This is a genomic window from Desulfobulbus elongatus DSM 2908 (assembly GCF_000621145.1).
Classification (GTDB): Bacteria; Desulfobacterota; Desulfobulbia; order Desulfobulbales; family Desulfobulbaceae; genus Desulfobulbus; species Desulfobulbus elongatus.
The window spans coordinates 1-22,258 of sequence record NZ_JHZB01000047.1; the positions used below are offsets into that span (position 1 = coordinate 1).

At 57.0% G+C, this 22,258-nt stretch carries 19 protein-coding genes, 2 tRNA genes and 3 pseudogenes; 7 read left to right on the top strand and 17 right to left on the bottom strand.

Features of this window, described 5'->3' with window-relative positions:
* The 3 genes and pseudogenes from Q362_RS21260 to Q362_RS24625 form a co-directional block, all read right to left on the bottom strand.
* Positions 1-1,304: pseudogene (locus Q362_RS21260) on the bottom strand (IS1380 family transposase); the annotation flags it as partial.
* A 114-nt stretch (positions 1,305-1,418) separates the two neighbouring features.
* Positions 1,419-1,700, bottom strand: coding sequence for a helix-turn-helix domain-containing protein (locus Q362_RS23100; RefSeq protein WP_028319493.1), 282 nt, complete (start codon positions 1,698-1,700; stop codon positions 1,419-1,421).
* Between the two features lie 55 nt (positions 1,701-1,755).
* Positions 1,756-2,135 (bottom strand): annotated as a pseudogene (locus tag Q362_RS24625) (transposase); the annotation flags it as partial.
* 90 nt (positions 2,136-2,225) lie between these two features.
* Here Q362_RS24625 and Q362_RS0116115 point away from each other — a divergent pair.
* Positions 2,226-3,222 (top strand): annotated as a pseudogene (locus tag Q362_RS0116115) (IS3 family transposase); the annotation flags it as partial.
* 527 nt (positions 3,223-3,749) lie between these two features.
* Here the strand turns inward: Q362_RS0116115 and Q362_RS0116120 are convergent.
* The 11 genes from Q362_RS0116120 to Q362_RS0116170 all read right to left on the bottom strand — a co-directional run bounded on the left by Q362_RS0116120 (position 3,750) and on the right by Q362_RS0116170 (position 12,526).
* Positions 3,750-3,826: transfer RNA gene (locus tag Q362_RS0116120), tRNA-Pro, on the bottom strand.
* 51 nt (positions 3,827-3,877) lie between these two features.
* Positions 3,878-4,282 (bottom strand): MerR family transcriptional regulator, encoded by a 405-nt coding sequence (locus Q362_RS22480; RefSeq protein WP_051554424.1) that lies wholly within the window; start codon positions 4,280-4,282, stop codon positions 3,878-3,880.
* An 86-nt stretch (positions 4,283-4,368) separates the two neighbouring features.
* Positions 4,369-4,659 carry an integration host factor subunit alpha gene (locus Q362_RS0116130; RefSeq protein WP_028319495.1) on the bottom strand — a complete coding sequence of 97 codons (291 nt, stop codon included), beginning with the start codon at positions 4,657-4,659 and terminating at the stop codon, positions 4,369-4,371.
* Positions 4,656-7,103, bottom strand: a complete 2,448-nt coding sequence (gene pheT, locus Q362_RS0116135; RefSeq protein WP_028319496.1) for a phenylalanine--tRNA ligase subunit beta — start codon at positions 7,101-7,103, stop codon at positions 4,656-4,658. Before pheT ends, Q362_RS0116130 begins: the two co-directional genes overlap by 4 nt.
* A 230-nt stretch (positions 7,104-7,333) precedes the next feature.
* The gene (pheS, locus tag Q362_RS0116140) at positions 7,334-8,347 is read right to left on the bottom strand and encodes a phenylalanine--tRNA ligase subunit alpha (protein ID WP_028319497.1); all 1,014 of its coding nucleotides are present in this window, start codon (positions 8,345-8,347) and stop codon (positions 7,334-7,336) included.
* Positions 8,348-8,356: 9 nt separating this feature from the next.
* A complete protein-coding gene (gene rplT, locus Q362_RS0116145; protein ID WP_028319498.1) occupies positions 8,357-8,710 on the bottom strand; it encodes a 50S ribosomal protein L20 in 354 nt (117 codons plus the stop codon).
* A 61-nt stretch (positions 8,711-8,771) separates the two neighbouring features.
* The gene (gene rpmI, locus Q362_RS0116150) at positions 8,772-8,969 is read right to left on the bottom strand and encodes a 50S ribosomal protein L35 (protein ID WP_028319499.1); all 198 of its coding nucleotides are present in this window, start codon (positions 8,967-8,969) and stop codon (positions 8,772-8,774) included.
* A 74-nt stretch (positions 8,970-9,043) separates the two neighbouring features.
* The gene (infC, locus tag Q362_RS0116155; RefSeq protein ID WP_028319500.1) at positions 9,044-9,592 is read right to left on the bottom strand and encodes a translation initiation factor IF-3; all 549 of its coding nucleotides are present in this window, start codon (positions 9,590-9,592) and stop codon (positions 9,044-9,046) included.
* A 27-nt stretch (positions 9,593-9,619) separates the two neighbouring features.
* Positions 9,620-11,545 carry a threonine--tRNA ligase gene (gene thrS, locus Q362_RS0116160; protein ID WP_035217073.1) on the bottom strand — a complete coding sequence of 642 codons (1,926 nt, stop codon included), beginning with the start codon at positions 11,543-11,545 and terminating at the stop codon, positions 9,620-9,622.
* Positions 11,546-11,611: 66 nt separating this feature from the next.
* Positions 11,612-11,686, bottom strand: a tRNA-Val gene (locus Q362_RS0116165).
* Between the two features lie 177 nt (positions 11,687-11,863).
* Positions 11,864-12,526 (bottom strand): alpha/beta hydrolase, encoded by a 663-nt coding sequence (locus Q362_RS0116170; RefSeq protein ID WP_028319502.1) that lies wholly within the window; start codon positions 12,524-12,526, stop codon positions 11,864-11,866.
* Positions 12,527-12,885: 359 nt separating this feature from the next.
* On the opposite strand from Q362_RS0116170, the gene Q362_RS0116175 reads away from it, so the two are divergent.
* From Q362_RS0116175 to Q362_RS21280, 3 genes are read left to right on the top strand one after another with little or no spacing between them, the layout of a single operon-like run.
* Entirely contained in the window at positions 12,886-14,097 is a 1,212-nt protein-coding gene (locus Q362_RS0116175) for an efflux RND transporter periplasmic adaptor subunit (RefSeq protein WP_028319503.1), read from the top strand.
* Positions 14,097-16,052 carry a MacB family efflux pump subunit gene (locus Q362_RS0116180; RefSeq protein WP_028319504.1) on the top strand — a complete coding sequence of 652 codons (1,956 nt, stop codon included), beginning with the start codon at positions 14,097-14,099 and terminating at the stop codon, positions 16,050-16,052. Before Q362_RS0116175 ends, Q362_RS0116180 begins: the two co-directional genes overlap by 1 nt.
* Positions 16,053-16,056: 4 nt before the next feature.
* On the top strand, positions 16,057-17,457 hold the full coding sequence (locus Q362_RS21280; RefSeq protein ID WP_051554425.1) for an efflux transporter outer membrane subunit: 1,401 nt from the start codon (positions 16,057-16,059) through the stop codon (positions 17,455-17,457).
* Between the two features lie 105 nt (positions 17,458-17,562).
* Here Q362_RS21280 and trxA read toward each other — a convergent pair whose 3' ends face one another.
* Both trxA and Q362_RS21285 read right to left on the bottom strand, forming a co-directional pair.
* On the bottom strand, positions 17,563-18,006 hold the full coding sequence (gene trxA, locus Q362_RS0116190; RefSeq protein ID WP_051554426.1) for a thioredoxin: 444 nt from the start codon (positions 18,004-18,006) through the stop codon (positions 17,563-17,565).
* 6 nt (positions 18,007-18,012) lie between these two features.
* Positions 18,013-18,498: a hypothetical protein gene (locus Q362_RS21285; protein WP_051554427.1), complete on the bottom strand. Its 486-nt coding sequence runs from the start codon at positions 18,496-18,498 to the stop codon at positions 18,013-18,015.
* Positions 18,499-19,335: 837 nt separating this feature from the next.
* Between Q362_RS21285 and Q362_RS0116205 the strand changes: the two genes are divergently transcribed.
* The 3 genes from Q362_RS0116205 (at position 19,336) to Q362_RS23105 (ending at position 21,886) form a co-directional block, all read left to right on the top strand.
* Entirely contained in the window at positions 19,336-20,349 is a 1,014-nt protein-coding gene (locus Q362_RS0116205; protein ID WP_169737450.1) for a helix-turn-helix domain-containing protein, read from the top strand.
* 53 nt (positions 20,350-20,402) lie between these two features.
* Complete coding sequence (locus Q362_RS23830; RefSeq protein ID WP_157470230.1) at positions 20,403-20,687, top strand: hypothetical protein; 285 nt, start codon at positions 20,403-20,405, stop codon at positions 20,685-20,687.
* A gap of 98 nt (positions 20,688-20,785) precedes the next feature.
* Positions 20,786-21,886, top strand: coding sequence for a helix-turn-helix domain-containing protein (locus Q362_RS23105; protein ID WP_169737451.1), 1,101 nt, complete (start codon positions 20,786-20,788; stop codon positions 21,884-21,886).
* 92 nt (positions 21,887-21,978) lie between these two features.
* Here the strand turns inward: Q362_RS23105 and Q362_RS0116220 are convergent.
* Positions 21,979-22,258, bottom strand: a 280-nt coding sequence (locus tag Q362_RS0116220; protein WP_028319509.1) for a transposase, incomplete at its 5' end; no start/stop codon positions are given.

A 22,258-nucleotide genomic window follows, 5' to 3' on the forward strand; every position in this document is an offset into this window, starting at 1 on the left:
AGTGCACTGCGCTGAAGGCGGCAAAGGCCGGGCAATGTCGGCTGAAACGCAGTTTCAACTGCCGGCCGGTGGTCAGCAACCGTGCGGCCAGGTACATCAATTCCTGGATCACGGTGCGCAGCCGTCGGCGTTTGGCCGAATGGAGCACCGGCCCAAAGGGGACGATCAGGCCCGTTTGGCCGATAAAGCGAAGAATGTTGTGGGCAAAACCACCCAGGGCCACATCAGGGCATTGGTGGCAAACTTACCGCTCGGCAGCCGTTCGAGATCAAGATCGGTTTTGAACTCGCTATGGAATTGCTCTGACGTGGCATGCTGCCGATACAGTTCGATGACGTCTTCTGGCTCCATCGCAAGGTCGGTCCACCAGCCCTCAAGGGTGAACTCCGGCGCCAGGAGAAACTGGCCGTTTCTATCGATGGTTCGCTCGGTCACCCGGACGATGCGCTTGAAGGTTACGGTTTGTCGTTGACCTTTGTGCGCTCCCCGACGACCACTGTGCCGACCCGCTTGCCTGGCCTGGGTGTCTTGACCACCCCTTCGGCAAACACCTTATCGCGCCAGCTGCGGATATCGCTGCCACGGGGGTTCCATTTGACGATGTAGTGAGTCTTTTCCGCGTCTTCCAGTGCCACAAGGGTCTTCTGGGCATCGTTGCCCGCATCGGCGCGAACCAGGAGTGGCTGCCTGCCCAGCTCCTTGGCGCCGGAAATCACCCGTGTGATGAAGTCGACACACCCATTCTGGCTATGCTGGCTTCCTGGCCGGAGCTCCACCTCCAGGCACCACCCCTCCATGCCGAGATAGGCGGCCATAGGGGCATAGCCATCGTAGTTCTTGTAGGTGCGGCTGACCCCTTCCTTCTTGGTGTTGGAGTTATCCTGGGGGAAGATGTCCACATCCAGGGGAATAAGCCCGCTCCAGTAGCTGGTGATCGGGGCTTTGAGCCGCTTGAGCATGGTTCGCGAGCATCGATGAATGACCGGAATAAGCTCAGTTCCGGCCTCGTCCAGTCGCTGCCGCAGCCGCTCGACCGAGGGTATCCGGCCGATACCCAGGGCCTGCTTGAAAGAGTCGTCCTCCCGCTTGTCGGCAATGGCCTGATAATCGCTCTTGCCCAGACACAGCAGGCCCAGATAGCTACGAAGGATATCGATCTCGGCAATGTGATCGCTTCCCTTGGCCATCCTGCCGACTAACCGACCGAGGTCGCTGTACCGGTTGATGCAGGCACCGGCCAGGACCAAGCCGGAATGGCTGGTGTAGAACTCTTCGCTGCTTTGCTCCAGGAGCATTCGTTTCATGTTTTCACCTGCCGAGTGAGTTTTTCGAACAGGCACATGGTGCAATATTTTTATAAAAATATCAAATGGTTGATTTTAAAGTCAGCTCTGTTTTTGTTGATGATTCTTCACTGATTAAGGTGTTTCATCGGTCAGTTTTTTGGGTTGGCCACTGCGAGGACGATCGACAAGCCCTTGGATGGCATGCTCTTTAAACCGTTTCCTCCACCGATAAATTGTGCGAAAAGTTGTTCCTAACTCGACAATCAATTCCTCGGCAGTTTTACCTGATGCCGTCAAGAGGATAATCTTGGCCCGATATGCCAGATCTTGGGCGGTTTTGGGTGAGCGTAACAGCGCCTCAAGGTCTTGGCGCTGTTCGTCAGTTATCGTGAATTTCTCGTGTATGCGTGCCATGCGGCACTATAACACAATGTATTTTAAAAGACTCTATTAACCGCACGGGACACTAGCCCTCACGTCGCAAGAGGATATAAATCCGCCAATAACCATACCGGACACGAACCTCGGCGATATCCCGGATCCGTTGGCGCAACACCCGGTCGTCCTTGACCGATTTGCAGTAATACACTGAACGCTGCAGACCGACCACCTCGCAGGCCCGCCGAGTGCCAATCCGATAGGCTAGGTCAAGGCTGTCGGCTAAATGCCGCTTCTGGGCTGGCTTTAAAACTTTTTTTTGAGCACATCCTGCAGCATTTGCTTGTCCAGGCTCAAGTCCGCTACCAGCTTTTTCAGCTGACGATTCTCCTCTTCAAGTTGCTTCAGACGCCGTAGTTCGCTGATTCCCAGCCCACCATATTTCTTTTTCCAGTTGTAAAAGGTTGCTTCCTGACGGAGAGTGTCATAAATCACCACCAGAAATTGTCATAAATGGTGGGATTGGGTGGGACCAAAGGGGATATTTTGGGATTGAAACACTGGAAACGGCAGTTAAGCGAGAGTGCCGCAGATATTTTCGATAAATCGCCATCAAAACCGGAAGTTGACCTGAAGGCACTGCATGCCAAGATCGGACAACTGACGCTGGAAAACGATTTTTTAGAAGGTGCGCTCACCAAGGTGGGGTTGCTGAGCGCAAAGCGATAATTGACCGCACACACAAACTCTCTGTGACAAGACAGGTCAAGCTGGTCGGTATCAGCCGCAGCAGCCTTTATTACCGTCCCAGGGCTGTTGCGAAAGCCGACTTGGATCTCTCATGCGCCGTCTGGACGAATTGCATCTGGAACGGCCATTCATGGGAGCACGCATGCTGCGTGATCAGCTTGATCGAGCCGGCATCAAGGTCGGCCGCAGGCGTGTTGGCACCTTGATGAAGCGCATGGGTATCGAGGCGTTATACCGGAGGCCTGGAACCAGCAAGAAGCACCCTGGCCACAAGGTATATCCTTATCTCCTACGGGGGATGCCGATTAACCGAGCCAACCAGGTCTGGGCGCTGGACACCACCTGTATCCGGATGGCCAAAGGCTTTGTCTCACTCACGGCTGTGGTTGATTGGGCCAGCCGGAAGGTACTGGCGGCCAAGATTGCCATCACCTTGGAGACCTGCCACGCGGTCGACGTTTTGCAGGAGGCGTTTATCCGCCACGGCACGCCTGAGATCGTCAATACAGATCAAGGGAGCCAGTTCACCGCTGAAGAGTTCGTTCGGGCGGTCCATGCCCGCAGATGCAAACTCAGCATGGACGGCCGGGGAGCTTGGCGGGACAATGTTTTTGTCGAACGACTGTGGAGATCAGTCAAATGCGAAGAGGTTTATCTTCATGCCTATGACTCAGTCAGCGAGGCACGAGGATCGATCAAGCGCTACCTGGACTGGTACAACCGCTTCAGGCCCCACTCCACATTAAAGAAAAAAACGCCTGACGAGGCCTACGTCGTGATGCTGCCGACGGTTGAACTGGCAGCGTAACTACAAGCAGAGATTCCACTTAAAAACAAGAACAACTTGTTCTGACAAATGGAGCCACCTCTAGGTACGCGTTTGCCGGATGAACCTTTTTTCTTGGCGCGCGACTGCCATGGTGTATTTTTCTGGCCGCCTCATTCAACCTGAGGTCATTGGCGGGCAGTTCACCGGATAATGGTTTGCCTGCACGAAATAAAGCGGCTGTTTCCTCAGCCCAAGCAAGTGCTTTCGCCCGACTGTCAAATGTGGCGCTTTCCCTTCTGCCTTGCACATAAATCGAAGCCCGGTAGCTGGTCCCATATTTTGTTTTCCAAGTCTGTATCGTTGCCATGATATTTTTTGTGTAATTTTTCCAAAACACACGATGACCAGCAACGAATAACAACGATTAAAATTCATCGCAACACAAAAAAATATCGTATAAAAACAGTAAATTAAAAACTCAAACCGGTCGTAACTATTGAAAACACTAGAAAGAACAAAACAAGGGGTTAGATGCTCAAAGCAAGCATCTAACCCCTTGATTTTACTGGTCGGAACGAGAGGATTTGAACCTCCGGCCCCCTGAACCCCATTCAGGTGCGCTACCAGACTGCGCTACGTTCCGAAAAATAGTGGGATGTATGTAGCACCGACGTTATTGGCTGTCAACCCTTAGTTACGAATCGCTTTTTTTTGCATTGCTGAGTTGAGTCAGAATCTCTCGGAGTTCTTGTTTAATCCCGATCAAAAAAGAACTGGTGGTAACCGATCCGGAGGAACCGGGTTCATTTCTGACCATTCCTGGCTGCTGATCGATTTCGAGGTGTTTCAGATGTTTTCTCGCTCCAGAGATGGTGTACCCCTCGTCGTGGAGCAATTGTTTGATCCGCAAGAGATTGTGGACATCCTGTCGTCGGTATAATCGCTGTTTGGAAGGGCCGCGAAACGGCTTGATCAGCGAAAATTCCGACTCCCAATAGCGCAACACATGGGTGTCCACCCCCACCAAGTGGCTCACTTCGCCGATCCGGAAATAAACCTTGTCCGGTATCTGCGGGAATTCCGGAGTTGGTCCCTTCACATTACTCAGCGGTTCCTGGCCTCGTCATGCCGATCCGTTCATCTTGCCGACCTTCGGAGTACCACAATTAGGCCGGCCCCTTTCCTTTATTTATTCAGCCGTTCGCGCAACCGCTTGCTTGGTCGGAAGGACACCATCTGCCGCTTGGTGATGGTCATCGATTCGCCGGTACGCGGGTTGCGCCCCCGGCGCGGGCTTTTGTCCCGTACCGTCAGGGTACCGAACTGAACCAATTTGATCGATTCACCCGCCACCATGGTGTTTTTCATAGTGGCGAACACAGTATCGACGATTTCCGCGGCATTCCGCTGCGAAACTCCCAGTTTTTCGTTAACGGAAACGGCTAATTCCTTACGGGTCACATTCTTTTTTTTCATGCTTCGGATCCTTCGCGATAACGGGCTTTAAATTCAGTCATCAAAGTGTTGACGATTTTGTCGTGTATTTTATCGACCGATTGGTCATCCAGCGTAGCAGTGGCGGAACGATAGGTAACGGAAAGAGCCACGCTCTTGTGCCCCACCTGAATCGGTTTGCCTCGGTATACATCAAAGATCTCGACGGACTCAAGATATTTTTGCTGTTGGGATTGGATTGCCCGGAGGAGATCGCCGGCAGGAACCGTATCCGGCACCACCAAGCTGATGTCGCGCTTGACCGAGGGATATTTGGGAAGAGCCGCAAATCGTGGCGGCGTCCGCTCCATGGCCAGCAGCGCTTTCAGGTCCAATTCGAAAAAATAGACGGGCTGCTTGATGCCGAATCCCTTCAGTGTTTCGGGATGCACCGCCCCCAGAGAACCGATCACTTTCTCGTCGTCGCAGATGACCGCGGCGCAGTCCGGATCGCAGTAGGGTTGCACTTGCCGGGACTCGAAGCCAAACAGCGTCGCCCCACCGCTGCCAGTGATACGCAAGGCCAGAAGAAGATTGGTGACAAGACCCTTGATATCGAAAAAATCGGCTTCCTGAGCGGCAAAGTACAGGGGTTCGGCCTCGGGATGACGATGGCCGCTGATCACTGCGCACAGATGCATCCGCTCTTCCGGCAGCATGCCTTCCTGTTTCTGGAGAAATATCTTCCCCATCTCGAACAGGCGGATGTCTGGACGCTGGAAGTTGATGTTCCGGCGGACATTTTCCAGTAAACCGGGGAGCAGAAGGGAACGCATGATTCCCTGTTCCTCGGAAAGAGGATTGAGCAGCCTGGTTACCTGCCTCCGGTGATCGTCTTGAGTCAGACGGCAGTGGGCGAGATGCGTCTCTGCCACGAAGCTGTAATTGATGGCCTCGAAAAATCCCTGCGCGGTCATGATTCGGGCCACCTGCTGGCGAAGAGACCGCAACGGGTCACGTCCGGGGGAGTCCATGCGGATGGACGGCTGCGACGTGGGAATGGCGTTGTAGCCGACCAAGCGGGCCACTTCCTCAACCAGATCGATTTCCCGTTCGATGTCGACGCGGAAGCTGGGCACCTCGACCTCGAGGGTCGTCTCGTCAAGGGAGGTGATCTGAAACTCGATGCTCTTCAAATAACGAGCGATCTGATCGCGGCTGAGTTCCGTCCCCAACAAACTGCACACCCGTTCAACCCGCAGTCGCAAGCAAAGAGGCGGCTTATTGCCGGGATAGACGTCAATACCGTCGGGGTCCGCCTGGGCACCGGCCAACTCGACAACGAGAGCCACAGCGCGTTCCAGGGCGCTATCCGCCAGATTCGGGTCGACACCGCGCTCGAACCGGTAGGAGGACTCGGAGGGAATGCCCAGCTTTCGTGCCGTGCGCCGAATGGAAACCGGGTTGAAGCAGGCTGATTCGAGCAGGATGGTCGTGGTTGCCCCCGTGATTTCCGTCTCCAGGCCACCCATGACGCCGGCGACTGCCACCGGCCGCTCGGCATCGCAGATGAGCAGCATCTCCGGGTCCAACTGGCGCGGGCTGCCGTCCAGGGTCGTCAGGCTGGTCTCCCCGGTTCGCGGCTGTCTGACGACGATTTTCTGCCCTCGCAGCGTAGTGAAATCGAAGGCATGCATCGGTTGCCCGCACTCGAGCATGACGTAGTTGGTGATGTCAACGATGTTGTTGATCGGCCGCATGCCCACCGCGGTCAGCCGCTGCTGCATCCACAGCGGTGAAGGGCCGATGGTGACGTTGGTCAGTTTCCGCGCCGTGTAGCGGGGGCACAGATCCGGTTCTTCGATGATCACCTCGTAGCCGATGTTGCGGCCGGTCAGCGGAGTGACCGCCGCAACCAGGGGCTTGAGCGTGCCCGTGACAAAACTGCCGACCTCGCGGGCAATGCCGCGCACGCTGGCGCAATCCGGACGGTTGGGGGTCAGGTCGACTTCGATCACCGTATCACGCAAACCCAGGGCATCCACCAGCGGCAGACCTGCTGCCAGTTGGCCGTCCAGTTCGATCAGCCCCTGATGGTCGTTGCTCAGGCCCAGTTCCCGCGCCGAGCACAGCATGCCCGCCGAGACCACGCCCCGCACCTTGGATTTCTTGATCTTGGTTCCGTCCGGCAGCTTGACGCCGGGAAGCGCAATGGCGGTGACCATGCCGGGCCTGACATTGGGAGCGCCGCAGACCACCTGTATGACTTCTGTGCCCGTGTCAACGGCACAGACCGTCAATTTATCGGCATCCGGATGCTTATCGACCGCTGCGACCCTGGCGGTCATGATGGGCTCCAGTTCGGCGAACAGTGGGGTTACGCTGTCTACTTCAAGCCCCAGCATGGTCAGGTTGTCGGCAATCCGGGCCGCGGTGAGCCCCTCGGTGGCGATGAATTGATTGAGCCAGCTCAGCGTGAATTTCATGGATTCATCCCTGTAACAAAGGAAATGATAATGCCTTCTGCGACGACAGGCGCATTGCGATAGGCATCGTCACCGCAAGAAAATCGCCGCCCGCCGGTGCAGCCAGAGGCAAAAAAGAAGAACGGTTACCCGAGGATAAACCGTTCCAAAGCATCGTGGGGCGCTGATTGCTCTCCCGTGCATCCATCACAGAAACCGTCAAAGTGCGGAGAGGGGTTGGGCGACGAGGCTTAAAACTGGGAAAGGAAACGGAGATCGTTTTCGTAGTACAACCGAATATCGTCGATACCGTATTTCAGCATGGCAATCCGTTCAACGCCAAGCCCGAAGGCGAAGCCGGAATAGACATCGGGGTCGTACCCGACCATCTTCAGTACCTCGGGGTCGATGAGACCCGAACCAAGGATCTCCAGCCAGCCGGTCCGCTTGCACACCCGGCAGCCGCTGCCGCCGCAGATCACACAGGCAACGTCCACCTCAGCGCTCGGTTCGGTGAAGGGAAAATAGCTCGGGCGGAAACGCAGAGCCAGTTCCCGTTCAAATATCTTGTGGGTAAAGCTGGTCAGCACCCCTTTGAGATCGGCAAAGGAAACCCGCCGGTCGACAAGCAGCCCTTCCACCTGGTGAAACATCGGCGTGTGGGTCATGTCGGAATCGCAACGATACACCTTGCCCGGCACGACATACCGCAGGGGTGGCTCCTGTCGTTCCATGATCCGCGCCTGCATGGGCGAAGTGTGGGTGCGGAGCAGGATCGAATCCGTGACATAAAAGGTGTCGTGCATGTCACGGGCCGGGTGATGTTTGGGGATGTTGAGCGCCTCGAAATTATAGTAGTCGGTTTCGACATCCGGGCCCTCGGCAACGGCAAAGCCGAGCCCTTCGAAAATCGAGCAGATCTCCTCCATCACCTGGGTGACCGGGTGCAGTTTGCCAAAAGGCAGATACCGTCCGGGCAGGCTGTAGTCGATTCGTCCCGAATCGGTATCGGCACCGGCGACGGTCAACTGCGCCTTCTTCTCCTCAAAGCGGGTTTCGATCTCCTGCTTGATATCGTTGGCCAACTGGCCCAGTCGCGGACGATCTTCCGCCGCGACCTTGCCCAATTGCCGGAGGACACCGGTCAGCACCCCGCCCTTGCGTCCGAGAAACCTGACCCGGAATGCTTCCAGTTGGTCGGCGCCGGCCACCTGGGCCAAGGCCTCTTCCGCCTCCTGTTTGAGCCTGAGCAGCTCCTGTTCCATGGCAGCGGATCAGTTCGCCTGACTGGAAGCCCTGACTACCGCGGAAAAGGCGCCCGGATCGACGATGGCCAGGTTTGAGAGGACCTTGCGATCCAGTTCAATCGAGTTTTTGTTCAATCCGCTGATCAGGCGGCTGTAATTCGTGCCGTTCTGCTTGGCGGCCGCATTGATGCGGGCGATCCACAACTGACGGAATTCGCGTTTTTTCACGCGCCGGTCGCGATATGCGTAGCACAGGGCGCGATCGACCGCCTCGGCGGCGGATTTGAACAGGCGGTGCTTACCGCCACGATATCCTTTTGCCAGACTCAGCACTTTGTTTCTTCTGCGGCGTGCTTTAAAACCGCGGGTCACACGAGGCATTGTTCTCTCCGTTTATACTCATGAGTTGCCAGTCAATCTGAAGACGGACAATGGCAGGCTTTTACATATACGGCAGCATCCGCCGGACAGCACGCTGGTCGACATCGGCGATCAGGGTGGTCTTGCGCAGGTTCCGTTTGCGTTTGGTGGATTTCTTGGTCAGAATGTGCGAGGAATACGCCTTGCTCCGGCGGATTCGACCGCTACCGGTCGCCTTGAAGCGCTTGGCCGCCCCTCTGTTGGTTTTCATTTTCGGCATGGTTGTACTCCTGTATCTTCCCGGCCCGTCATCGCCGGATTGTATGGATTGGTTGCGTACGTACCTCTGGCATCTCAGCTTTTTGGACCAACGAACATGACGAGCTGCCGGCCTTCCATCTTGGGTTCCTGAATGATCACACAGTCTTCGCGCAGGGTGTCGGCGATCTTGGTGAGGGCGTCGAGACCAATGGTCTGCGCGTAGATGATCTCGCGGCCACGAAAACGCATGGTCACCTTGACCTTATTTTTCTCTGCGAGGAATTCCTTGATTTTGCGAATCTTGAAGGCAAGATCGTGTTCCTCGGTCTTGGGTCGGAACTTGATTTCCTTCGTTTCGATGACAGTCTGCTTCTTCTTGGCTTCCTGTTGTTTTTTCTTCAGTTCATATCGGAACTTGTCGAAATTCATGATCCGGCATACCGGCGGATCGGCCTTGTCGGAAACCTCGACCAAATCGAGTCCTTGTTCCTGGGCTGCCTCCATGGCGGCCTTGGCGCTGACGATACCCCGCTGGCTCCCGTCGGCATCGATGAGTCGCACTTCGCGGTACTCGATCTCCTCGTTGATCTTGATCTTCAGATCCTGCTGCGTGGAAGGTTTTCTGCTGCCTCGTTTTTTAATGTTCGTTCCTCCAGTTCTTGTTGTCGTTCAGGCCATGGCGCGTTTGCACTCGCCGACAACGAGATCGGCAAAAGCTTCCGGAGTCATGGCCGGCAAATTTCGGCCGTCGCGCAAGCGGACGGTGAGCGTACCCTCTTCCTTTTCCCGCTCGCCGACAATGAGCATGTAGGGCACTTTCATCAACTGAGCTTCACGGATCTTGTAATTCAACTTTTCGTTGCGGACATCCTTTTCGATGCGGACCCCCAAGCCGCGCAACCGGGCGTGAACCTGGCCGCAATAGGCGGCCTGGTCGTCGGTGATGTTCATGATGCGGGCCTGCTCGGGCGCCAGCCACAGCGGAAAGGCACCGGCGTAATGTTCGATGAGCACGCCGATGAACCGTTCCAGCGAGCCCATCAGGGCGCGATGGATCATGATCGGCTGATGCTCCTGGCCGTCGTCGCCGGTATACGTCATCTCGAACCGTTCCGGCAGGTTGAAATCGACCTGGATGGTCGAACACTGCCAGGAACGGCCCAACTGGTCCTTGATCTTGATGTCGATTTTCGGGCCGTAAAAAACCCCTTCGCCGGGATCGACCTGATAGGCCAGCCCCTTCTTTTCCAGGGCCTGCTTCAGCGCCTGGGTCGACAGGTCCCAATGGTCGTCGGAACCGACATACTTTTCCGGTCTGGTCGACAGATAGACATCGTACTGGTCGAACCCGAATGTCTTGAGGATATGCAGGTTCAGGTCGATGATATTGAAAATTTCCTCTTCGAGCTGATCGGGGCGGCAGAAGATGTGGGCGTCGTCCTGAGTGAAGCCGCGCACCCGCATCAGGCCGTGGAGGGCGCCGGTCCGTTCGTACCGGTAAACCGTGCCCAGCTCGCACCAGCGGATGGGAAATTCCCGGTAGCTGTGCGGATCGGCCTTGTAGACGCCGATATGGAAGGGACAGTTCATCGGCTTCAACTGGTACATCACCTCGTCGATCTCCATGGCGGCGTACATGTTCTCGCTGTAGAAATCGAGATGGCCGGAGGTCTTCCACAAGTCCTGGCGGGCGATGTGCGGCGTGTAGAGCAACTGATAGTCGTGGCGATAGTGCTGATCCTTCCAGTAATCCTCGATCAGGCGGCGCAGCAGGGCACCGCGGGGCTGCCAGAGGATGAGGCCGGGGCCGATCTGATCCTGGATGGTGAACAGGCCCAACTGCTTGCCCAACCGACGATGGTCGCGCTTGCGGGCCTCTTCCAGTTGGGTCAGGTAATGTTGCAGGTCTTTTTTCTCCGCAAAGGCGGTGCCGTAAATGCGGGTGAGCATCTGCCGCTTTTCGTCGCCTCGCCAATAGGAGCCGGCGACCCGCAGGAGCTTGAAGACCTTGATCCAGGACGAATCGGGCACATGGGGACCGCGGCAGAGATCGACAAAACGGCCATGGCTGTAAAGACTGACGGTGTCCACCTCCATTTCGCTGAGCAGTTCCAGCTTGTACGGCTCGTTCAGCTCTTTGAAAAAACGGATGGCCTCGGCCCTGGACATTTCCTGGCGGACGAAAGGGATGCGGGCTTCGGCCAGCTCGGCCATCTTGTGCTCGATCGCTTCGAAATCGTCGGGAGAAAACGGTTTGTCCCGGTCGAAATCATAGTAGAAGCCGTCCTCGATCGACGGACCGATGGCGACCTTGACCTGATCGCCATACAGTTCCTTGACAGCCAGCGCCATGATGTGCGCCGTGGAATGACGCAGAATATCGACGCCTTCCGCGGAATGGACCGAAATCGGTTCCAGAACGAGATCGGTCTCGACGGGCGTCGACAGATCCAGCAGCATGCCATTTGCCCTGACAGCAACGGTTTGCTTGCGCTGTTTGCCGGAAAGCAGCTCTTTCAGCATTTCCGCCACAGGTGTACCGCTCGGAAATGACTTACTTTCACCGTCTTGTATGGAAACCGCTATCGTTGCCATCGTGCCCGTAAAAAGCAAAGGCTAATGAGCAGAAGCACGTTCTGCATCCTAGCCTTTGGGATAAATTGGTAGGCGCGGACGGGGTCGAACCGACGACATCTACCACGTCAAGGTAGCGCTCTCCCACTGAGCTACGCGCCTACAACTCGTATTCTGTATTCTTTAAGTCATTCGTAGCCGGGCACTATAAGGTATCCCGCGAAAAACCGCAAGTCAAATACCAGCAACGGGTGAGAACGTCAAGAAAAAATCCCGCGGAAAGCATCCGAAAATGATTTTCCGTCCTCTTTGCGCCGCCGGCGACCATTGGACTGTTGTTCAATTGCCGAGAAAACGCTGCAAGGCATCGGCGATGTGCGCGATCTGCTGGGGGCAGACCGAGTGGTCCATGGGATAGCTCCGGAAAGCGACGCTGTAGCCGCGATCCCTGAGAAATTCAGCGGCGCGGATGCCCAAAGCCTGGGGCACGACCGGGTCATGGATGCCGTGATGAATCTCGATGGGCAGATCGAAGTTGGCCTCGCTGAGGGCAATCGAATCGCTGGTGGCGAAATAGGTGGACATGGCGAGCAGGCCTCCCAGCGGTCGGGAATGGCTGAGACCGACCTGATAGGCCACGGCCCCGCCCTGGGAAAAGCCGGCGAGCACGATGCGACGGCTGTCGATGCCGCGATCGAGTTCGCGGTCGACGAACCGGTTGATCCTTGCGGCTGAGACCAGCAACTGAGCGCTATCCACCTTGCGGTCGATGGCCATTTCCAGGATATCGAACCAGGCCGGCATGACGTAGCCGCCGTTCACCGTCACCGGCATGGCGGGCGCATGGGGAAAGATGAAACGGATGCCCAGATCCGGCGGCAGATGCAGTTCCGGGACGATGGGGGCAAAGTCGGAACCGTCGGCGCCCAGACCGTGCAGCCAGATGACGGCAGCGTCGGGTGCGCTGCGGGTTTCCAATTCAATGGCCGGCAAAAGAGACATGGCAGCTCCTTTCTGTTCAACTGTTCGGTTCAGGAAACGGCGGATGGTAGGTGTGCACGCGCGCATTCTACCATGCCGGCCGGCAAAGAACCATGGACACGTCCGTGTATGTGCCGGCATGAGGATCCTCCGCCTAGCCGCATGATATGGTCGGACATCTTGCGTTGTTCATCCGGTGCAGGCTCTTCACAAAAATTAACCCGAAAAAGACGGGGCCGAGGCTAGGCTTTCCGTCTGATGTGCGATATTGTTTCCGGCACTGTTTCGGGCGCGCCGAAAATGCGTGCGGCCGGCATCGGCCCGTTCACGCTCCATCAGCCGCCTTTGTTGCCCCTCGACAGCCGAGAATATCCCGCACTATGAATGTAGAACTCAAACAGATACGCTGGCGCATTTTCCTGCCGCTGGTTCTGCTGATGGCGGCAATGGCCGCCGCCGCCATTTTTTTCTTCAGCCGGGACAGGCATCCGGAACACATGACCGCAGCGGTCGGTCGAGGCTCGGTCGAGGTCACGGTCCTGGCCAACGGCACCGTTGAATCGGACAACCTGGTCAGCGTCGGCGCCCAGGTCTCGGGGCAGCTCAAATCACTGAAGGTGGAACTGGGCGATACCGTCAAGGCCGGACAACTGGTCGCCGAGATCGACAGTCTGCCCCAGCAGAACACTCTGCGTACCCAGACCGCGGCCCTGAACGCCGTCCTGGCCCAGCGCCAGGCCAAGGAAGCCTCGCTGACCCTGGCCGAGTTGACCTACAAACGCCAGACCCAGATGCTTAAGGGCGATGCCGCCTCCCGCGAGGACGCCGATACCGCCGAGGCCAATCTCAAGGTGCTGCGCGCGGAAATCACCGCCCTTGACGCCCAGATCGAGCAAGCCCGGATCGCGGTCGACACCGCTCAGGTGGACCTGGGCTACACCAAGATCAGTTCACCCATCGACGGCGTGGTGGTCGCCATCGTGACCAAGGAGGGCCAGACCGTCAATGCCAACCAAACGGCGCCGACCATCATCAAGGTCGCCCGGCTCGACCAGATGACCATCAGGGTCGAGATCTCCGAGGCCGACGTCATCCGGGTCAAACCGGGGTTGAAGGCCACCTTCACCATCCTGGGCGAACCGGACAACCGGTATCCGGCGGCGGTCAAATCCATCGAGCCGGCCCCGGAATCCATTGCCACGGAAACAACGACCACCTCGTCCACTTCCACGTCCACCAGCACGGCCATCTATTACATCGGCATCCTCGACGTGCCCAATCCCGACGGCAAACTGCGCATTTCCATGACCACCCAGGTGAACATCGTCCTGGCCGAGGCGACCGACGTCCTGGTGATTCCCGCCGCCGCCCTGGGCGACAAGGGCAAGGACGGCCTGTATACCGTCCGGGTGGAAACGGCATCGGGCACGATCGAGCAACGCCGGGTGAAAATCGGCCTGAACACCAATGTCCAGGCCGAGGTTGTGGAAGGGCTGCGCGAGGGCGAACGGGTGATCATCGGCGACCAGATAGTGGCGGCCGCCTCCACGACCTCCACTCAGCGGCGGCCTCCGATGCCGAGAATGCTCTGATGGCGGCACTGTTGATCGAGTTGCAGGGGGTGTGTCGCGATTACCAGGCCGGCGACCAGACCCTGACCGTTCTCGACAGTATCGACCTGGCCATCGAGGCCGGGGAAATGGTGGCCATTGTCGGCGCGTCCGGTTCGGGCAAGTCGACCCTGATGAACATCATCGGCTGCCTGGACCGGCCGAGCCGGGGTACCTACCGGATCAGCGGCCAGGAAACGGGACAGCTCGCCCCGGACGAATTGGCCTATCTCCGCCGCGAGCATTTCGGTTTCATCTTCCAGCGCTACCACCTGCTGACCAGCCTGACCGCCCTGGCCAATGTCGAGATGCCGGCCATCTATGCCGGTATGACCGCCAAGGCCCGACAGGAGCGAGCCCGCATGCTCCTCGCCCGGCTGGGCATGACCGAACGGCTCGGCCACATGCCCGGACAGCTTTCCGGTGGCCAGCAACAACGGGTTTCGATTGCCCGCGCCCTGATGAACGGCGGCACGGTCATCCTTGCCGACGAACCCACCGGCGCCCTGGACACCGCCAGCGGCCTCGAGGTGATGCGTATCCTCCAGGAACTCAACCGCGACGGCCATGCCGTCATCATCGTCACCCACAACATGCAGGTGGCGGAGTATGCCGATCGGATCATCGAAATCAGCGACGGCCGGATCGTCTCCGACCGCAAAATTGAGAAGGACGACGTGGCAGCGCACACGCTTCCGGCTCCGGTTTCGGCACCCGCCCGTCCCTGGCGCGCCTATTGGGACCGGTTCGCCGAAGCCTTCCTCATGGCCTTGAACGCCATGGCCTCGCACCGGCTCCGTACCCTGCTGACCATGCTCGGCATCATCATCGGCATTGCCTCGGTGGTGTCGGTGGTGGCGCTGGGCGAGGGGTCGCGCCAGCGTATTCTCAAGGATATCAGCGCAATGGGCACGAATACCATCAATATCTATCCGGGCGCGGACTGGGGAGACATGCGTTCCGGCAAGGTCCGCACCCTGGTCCCGAGGGATGCCGACGCCCTGGCCCAGCAGCCGTACGTCGACACGGTTACGCCGGTGGTGACCAAGTCGGTGACTCTGCTCTACCGGAATATCGGCGTCACCGCCCAGGTCAACGGCGTGGGCGAGCACTATTTCCGGGTGCGCGGCATGGAGCTGGCCGAAGGCCGGCTGTTCGACCGGGAGGCGGTTCGCGGCAGCGCCCAGGACGTGGTCATCGACCAGAACACCCGCCAGACCCTGTTCAAGGACTTTCCGGACAGGGTGCTCGGCGAGGTGATCGTGCTGAACAACGTGCCCTGCCGGGTGATCGGCGTGACCAAAAAACTGGATACCAACTTCGGCGACACCGAAAGCCTCAATATCTGGACCCCCTACACCACGGCCATGAACCGGCTGACCGGCCAGCAATACCTGCGCAGCATCACCATCCGGGTCGCGGAGAACGTGCCCACCACCGTTGCCGAGCAAAGCGTGGTCAGGCTGCTGACCCAGCGGCACGGCACCAAGGATTTCTTCGTCTCCAACCTGGACGCCATTCGCCAAACCATCGAAAAAACGACCGAGACCATGACCCTGCTGATCTCGTCCATCGCCCTGATTTCCCTTTTGGTCGGCGGCATCGGGGTCATGAACATCATGCTCGTCTCGGTGACGGAGCGCACCCAGGAGATCGGCGTGCGCATGGCCGTCGGCGCGCGGCACAGCGACATCATGCAGCAGTTTCTCATCGAGGCGGTGCTGGTTTGCCTGTTGGGCGGGCTGCTGGGCGTGAGCCTGGCGCTGGGTCTCGGTGTCGTTGTTTCGTTTACCGGCAGCGATTTTAAATTGATCTATTCGACAACCTCCATGATCAGCGCCTTCCTCTGTTCTTCCTGTATCGGCATCCTCTTCGGTTTCCTGCCCGCTCGCCAGGCCGCCCGTCTCGACCCTGTGGTCGCCCTGACAAGGGAATAATCGCATGCAACGAACATCCCTTCCGATCTTGTTTTTTCTCGCGCTTCTGTTGCTCCCCGGCTGCGCCTCCCTGATCAGGACACCCTACCACCGCCCCGAAGTCGAACTGCCGACCAACTGGGTCCATGGTGAAAAAAAGGCTGGCAGTATGGAGGATCGCTGGTGGGCGGCATTCGGCGATCCGGCCCTGGACCACCTGATCACCGAGGCCCTGCAGCGCAACAATGGCCTGGCCGCCGCGGCCCTGCGGGTCCGCCAGGCGCAGTTGCAGGCCGAACAGGCGGACAGCGACCGCCTGCCGAGCCTGTCGGCGGGGGCTGACGCCAGCCACAGTAGGAATTTGCGCCGTCACATCGGCACGACCGAGAGTTACTCCGCCTCCATTTTTTCCAGCTATGCGGTCGATCTCTGGGGCGAGTTGGCCAGCGCCTCGGATGCAGCCCATTGGGAGGCGCAAGCCACCGAGGAAGATCGGGCCAACACGGCCCTGGCCCTGACTGGCACCACCGCCTCGCTGTACTGGCAGATCGGCTATCTCAACCAGCGGATTGCGCTGGCCCGCGACAGCATCGCCTATGCCCGACGCACCCTGGAACTGGTGCAGGTGCAGAAGGCGGCCGGAGCGGCCACGGCCCTTGAAATCCTGGAAGCGGAGCGCAATGTGGTCAGCCAGGAAGCCAATCTGACGCTTTTGATCCAACAGCGGGTCGAGGCCGGCAATGAACTGGCCATTCTGTTCGACGGGCCGCCGAATAGCCTGGAGACAGCGGAACCAGACAGTCTTGACGGCATCCGTCTGCCGGAGGTAACGGCGGGCCTGCCAGCGTATCTGCTGGCTCGTCGTCCGGATGTGCGCGCCGCGGAGGCACGGCTCCGTTCCACCCTTGCCGCCACGGATGCCACCCGGGCCGGCTTCTACCCCGCCATCACCCTCAGCGGCAACCTGGGCAGCAGCAGCGAGGAGTTGGTCCGCATCATCCGCAATCCGATCGGCACGCTGGCGGCCGATCTGGCCCTGCCTTTTGTCCAGTGGCGGGACATGCGCCGTGCCATCAAAATTTCAGAGGCCGAATACGAGCAGGCGGTCCTCACCTTCCGTCAGACACTCTATTCGGCCCTGGCGGAAGTGGAAAACAGCCTGTCCGCCCGGCAACAGTACCGCGAACAGGCCGACAAACTGGAACGCAATCTGGACATGGCCCGGCAAACCGAGGAGTTGTACCGGGTTCGCTACCAGGCGGGCGGCAGCCCGCTGAAGTCCTGGCTCGATGCCCAGGAAGACCGACGGCAGGCCGAAATCGAACTGGCCGCCAACCGGCTCGACCAGCTTACGAACCACGTCGCCCTTGTCAAAGCCCTTGGGGGTGGATACGGGGAGCCGGCGGAAGAGCAGGGGCAGGAATAACCCCTTGGGTCATTGGGACTGGGGGGGGGCAGACGCAAGGTCGCCCCCAAACAGACCGGGATGCGGGCCGGTGATCGCGGACAGTAGCCGACCGGCGAAGCGCCTTTAATTGAGCAACAGATCGAGCCGCTGGACGATCTCCGCGCGGGGCGCGGCGCCGACCAGTTGATCAACCACTTGCCCATCCTTGAACAGCAGCAGGGTCGGCACGCCCCGGATCTGAAAACGGGCCGCACTCATCTGCTGGGTGGAGGTGTCGAGCTTGAAAAAGAGCAGTCGGCTGCCATATTCGTTGGCCAAGGCATCGAGGACAGGGGCGAGCATGCGGCACGGGCCGCAGGTGGGGGAATAGAAATCGACCACCACCGGCAGGGGCGACTGCTCGACCAACTGCCGAAACTGGGCATCGGTGAGGGGATTGACGATCCCGCAGCGAGGTACTCCGGCAAGACTCTGCCCGCATCGCCCGCACTTGGGTGCCAGGTGCTGTTTTTCAGGCGGAATTCTGTTTTTGGCCCCGCACCCGGGGCAGACGATCAGTAGAGGCATGGCTGTTCAATCTTTCTTGTGCACTGAAGGTTCACATTCAAAATGTCCGAGAGGGCGTTTAAACGTGTAAGCCGCCGGCGCAGCCACCAGACTTTCCCAAGCCTCATCGGTGTTGCCACCCATGGCTGCAAAAGGCGATGCAACCAAAAAAAGAGCAAAACCAACCACAGTGGTCACTGTGCCCACCGGTCTCGCCATAACGGCATCGGCGGTCATCACTCCTGGTTCGACGTGCGGCTGACTCGCACATTCTTTGGCTATCGCCGGCCGGCAGGCCAGCGCCGTCACCAAAACAGCAGAGACAAACACGGCACAGATTCTCATACGGTCGATCTGCATTGGCACACGCCTCCCCCGAGAGTGATATGTCCAATCCCCAGCCGGCACAACCGATTCCAACTTTCCGAATAGATCAAAAAAATTTCCGTTTTTGTTCGCTTCAACAATGTAATGATTGATTGACAAAAAGCGAGCGGTTTCGATCTCGCTCATTCCAATTGCTCCGGTGTTCACGCTCACCCGAACAAAAAACGGCTTCGGTCACCAGAGAGAAATCCGATGCTCTCGCAGGAAAACAGCTCGGCTCCTTTGAAGTCCTTGCTACAGACGGCTCGATTGTCCATCTCCAACTGAAGCGGAACACTCTTGTCGATTCGTCTCATGTGCATCTTCTTGCGAACTGATTTTCGGAAGAGTAAAGGATATTTTTTTGCCGAGAAAATTATATGAACCTAAAAAAGTCTTGACTACCTATTTTTTTGTGTATTATTCTCTCAATAAGTTTTTTACTCGCCATAACTGTCCAAAACCATGCCATTCCCGACCGAACTCCCGTGCTGGCCGGCGGCTACCCCCGTCTTTTGAGGCAACATGTGTTGCCGACAAGGGCGAGCGGTGCATCCGCCGTGTTGTGATTCTGGTTGGCCTTGGTCGTTGTCATGGTGGCGCATGTATATTCGGTGCATGCCTTCAACAAGAGGGAAGTCAAAATGACCGATTGTGATGACTATGGCGAGATGATGGACATCACTCATTCAAGTCCCTTGCCCTTTCCTGGCTTCGGCTGTCATGCTGGCGGGCTTTGGATCGTGTTTCGCCGCATCGTCCGGAAACGGCAGGGGCATTGAAAAGAAAGTCGATCACAGCGCGTCTGCGTCTTGAAGGGGGATGTTCGCCGGGAAACGTGTGGTACTTGATGGTAAAACATGCCCTATGCCACCACCGCTCCTGCGAAAGGAAAGCGCTTCTGTTTTGGGTACAGCGCATCTCGCGACCGGATACATCAGAATCATCCGGGGATATTGCTGCACAATTTTTGGGGATGACACTATGGGAATGCAACAGTGGGAAAGTCCTTCGCGAAGCGAATATCAGTGGACGTCCGAAGTGGAGAGGAATCTGATCTGGGATGAGTATCAGATTCGCCCAGGTATGAATCTCGCGGTGCAAAATGCGCCGCCCCTTGGCACGTCACTCCGCTTTGACTACAAGACATCAGATCCTCCTATTCAATTTTTGTATTGCCTTTCAGGCAATACCCAGATCCGCATGGTGCATAGCGACGGCACAAAATTGTCCGGTCGCATCGTGTCGAGACGGTACTCCATTTCCTATGTTCCGGATACGCACGGGACCGCTATTGCCGAAGCCGGTTGCCCTCTGCGGTCCATTGCCCTGTTGATTGCACCGAAAACGTTTCGCCAATTGATGCAGCAGACGGAGGCCTGTTCCCAAGAGCATATCGAGGCTCTTCTTTCTGAAGTGGCGAGGAATTTTTTTTATAAAGAATCCGTGTTGCCGTTACCGCTAGAGATAACGGTCAGACAGATTTTGGATTGTCCGTTGTTGAACAGGGGACTGAAAAAAGTTTTTCTGGAATACAAGGCGATGGAACTTTTCTACAATCAGCTCAGCCTGCTTGACTTCGCCGGTGAAGAGCGAAAAAAGGTCACCTCCGCCGAATTGGAGGCTGCGCAACGAGTCCATGACATTCTCATGGAGGATTTGGCCTCTCCGCCTTCTCTTCTCTGCCTAGCGAAAAAAGCGGGGCTGACGCACACCCGACTGAACAAGATATTCCGAATAGTCTACCATGACACGGTGTTTGGGGTGTTGCGGATGAAACGGTTGGAATGCGCCAAAAAATTACTGGAAGACACCAGGAAGAGTGTGGCCGAAGTGGCATACGAATGCGGCTTCGCCACCCCCAGCCATCTTTCGCGGGCGTTTTTCGACCAGTATGGCATTCAGCCCAAACGGTATCAGACGGAACTCTCTTCTTCCGCACCCACGGCCTTGCAAAGAGGCCGCTCTCATCATGTCACGCCTGTGAGTCCCGGCTGAGAACCGGGGGAGCCGATGGGTTCCCCGATCGCCCGTCGGGATTGCGGCCGCGTGTGCGGCGAAGCGATTGGCGCGGGCTTGGATTTCTTCCTGAACCATTGTACCTGCCGAGAAGTCCGCATCACTGTCGCCCCATAACCGTCAAGGGCAAACGCTACCCGCGCGACATCGCCAGCATCATTTCTGCCTCGCTGTTTTCCCATGGTCAATTCTTCCTGAAAAAAGGGCGGAAAAACAGTATGTCGGGCGAGATGCCAAGCTTGCGTCCTGATCTTCATGGAAAACGATCAGGAGCAAGGAAAACCGGCAAGGACGTTGAAATCAATGCCACCGAGTGATTCCGCAAGGATAAGATTTTTTTCGTGACATGACGGAATCTTTCATGAATTCATCGTATTGACTACCGGTTATGAAAAGAGTCGCCAGGACGGCACACATGCCGGCAAGAGTGAAAGAAAGCAAAAGCGGAAGCGCACGCCAGAGCATCCAATGTGTGGTGACATCAGCGGTCATGGACGGGAAGAGCATGGAAGGGCGGACAAGAGTCATTGAATCGAACGGGTTGCGCACGACGTGTATTTTACCATGCGAGGCCAACGTCAGTAAAAATGAGAATGAGCTCTCGTTTTCCTGGCCTGAAAACATGGGAAAGGGAAGCCTGAATATGGTCAGGCTGCAACATGGATTGTTACTTGGAATATTGAATTTTACATTGAATGAAGAAATCTTCGTTCCGTACAGATATCATAATTCAACCATGGTTTTCGGTTCCTGTATTTTAGGTGCGATCAGCTACTCAGTTAAAAACAAAGAAGAGGACATTGAGCTTAACCATGAGTCTGGCCGCAGTTTTATCAGCTTTATCCCAGAACATCATGGCATAGCCAGGATACAGACGGATTTTCCCATAGTCATGGTCGGTGTTTATGCAGATTCAGTTCTATTGGACAATCTGCTTGACGATCAGGAAAACTGTTTTCTGCAGAGCGTTAAACGAATCATCCTCAAAGAGAAACATAAATATTGGTGTCAATCATCGGCAACCAGTGCGGCGATCAAGGCCGTTGTCCACCGGATTCTTGAGTGCCCGTATCAGGGACTCTTGCGCCATTTATACCTGGAAAGCAAATCGCTCGAGTTGATTGCTGTTGCTTTGGCCGAGGCCGATCAAACGCACATTCCCCTTAAGAAAGGATATGATGCCATGCGAAGCAATGATCTCAAAAGGGTGCGCCGCGCCCGCGAACTTGTTGAGCGCGATCTGCAGAATCCACCGAAATTGCTCGATTTGGCTCGTGCGGTCGGCATGCCTCATCCCAGACTCAATTGCTGCTTTCGTGAAGAATATGGAACGACCGTCTTTGGGTACCTGCGTGAAATTCGTTTAAACAAGGCAAAAATTCTCCTCGATGAAGGTCGAATGAACGTAGGTGAAGTAGCCTATGAGGTCGGGTACTCCAGTCTCAGCCATTTCGCCAAGGCGTTCAAAAGTCAATTCGGGAAAGTGCCTTGTCATTACCTTCGCGAAAGCAATTGATAAATCTGTAACGAGTCGATATTTCAGCTCATCCTCCAGCATCGGCTGTCGCCCTCCCTTTTTCCCTCCACTCTTTTTGGCTCTTCGTCGTTTCAAGTGGATTTGACCAGATTTTGTATCGGGGCGGCCAGCAGATAAATCATGCAGATGAACGTGTCATCATTTCTGTATCCTCTGGCCCTACACTTTGCTGCTTGGAAGATGCCGTTGAGCGCTTCTATCCTGGCGTTGTTGTGGCCTGATACCCAGCGCGCAAGGATGGCTTGGCGATGCTTATCCACCGTTTTCAGTGCGTTGCGGACTGGCTTGAGGAGGTCGATATCCGTAACCAACTTCAAGGCAACATTGATGAAATTGGTCAGTCGCCATTGT

Excerpts from the sequence above, each read along its gene's own strand:
- Q362_RS23100 (WP_028319493.1), bottom strand. The coding sequence starts at position 1,700 with ATGGCACGCATACACGAGAAATTCACGATAACTGACGAACAGCGCCAA.
- Q362_RS0116130 (WP_028319495.1), bottom strand. The coding sequence starts at position 4,659 with ATGAAAAAAAAGAATGTGACCCGTAAGGAATTAGCCGTTTCCGTTAAC.
- pheT (WP_028319496.1), bottom strand. The coding sequence starts at position 7,103 with ATGAAATTCACGCTGAGCTGGCTCAATCAATTCATCGCCACCGAGGGG.
- pheS (WP_028319497.1), bottom strand. The coding sequence starts at position 8,347 with ATGGAACAGGAGCTGCTCAGGCTCAAACAGGAGGCGGAAGAGGCCTTG.
- rplT (WP_028319498.1), bottom strand. The coding sequence starts at position 8,710 with ATGCCTCGTGTGACCCGCGGTTTTAAAGCACGCCGCAGAAGAAACAAA.
- rpmI (WP_028319499.1), bottom strand. The coding sequence starts at position 8,969 with ATGCCGAAAATGAAAACCAACAGAGGGGCGGCCAAGCGCTTCAAGGCG.
- thrS (WP_035217073.1), bottom strand. The coding sequence starts at position 11,545 with ATGGCAACGATAGCGGTTTCCATACAAGACGGTGAAAGTAAGTCATTT.
- Q362_RS0116170 (WP_028319502.1), bottom strand. The coding sequence starts at position 12,526 with ATGTCTCTTTTGCCGGCCATTGAATTGGAAACCCGCAGCGCACCCGAC.
- Q362_RS0116175 (WP_028319503.1), top strand. The coding sequence starts at position 12,886 with ATGAATGTAGAACTCAAACAGATACGCTGGCGCATTTTCCTGCCGCTG.
- Q362_RS0116180 (WP_028319504.1), top strand. The coding sequence starts at position 14,097 with ATGGCGGCACTGTTGATCGAGTTGCAGGGGGTGTGTCGCGATTACCAG.
- Q362_RS21280 (WP_051554425.1), top strand. The coding sequence starts at position 16,057 with ATGCAACGAACATCCCTTCCGATCTTGTTTTTTCTCGCGCTTCTGTTG.
- trxA (WP_051554426.1), bottom strand. The coding sequence starts at position 18,006 with ATGCCTCTACTGATCGTCTGCCCCGGGTGCGGGGCCAAAAACAGAATT.
- Q362_RS21285 (WP_051554427.1), bottom strand. The coding sequence starts at position 18,498 with ATGAGCGAGATCGAAACCGCTCGCTTTTTGTCAATCAATCATTACATT.
- Q362_RS0116205 (WP_169737450.1), top strand. The coding sequence starts at position 19,336 with ATGGGAATGCAACAGTGGGAAAGTCCTTCGCGAAGCGAATATCAGTGG.
- Q362_RS23105 (WP_169737451.1), top strand. The coding sequence starts at position 20,786 with ATGCCGGCAAGAGTGAAAGAAAGCAAAAGCGGAAGCGCACGCCAGAGC.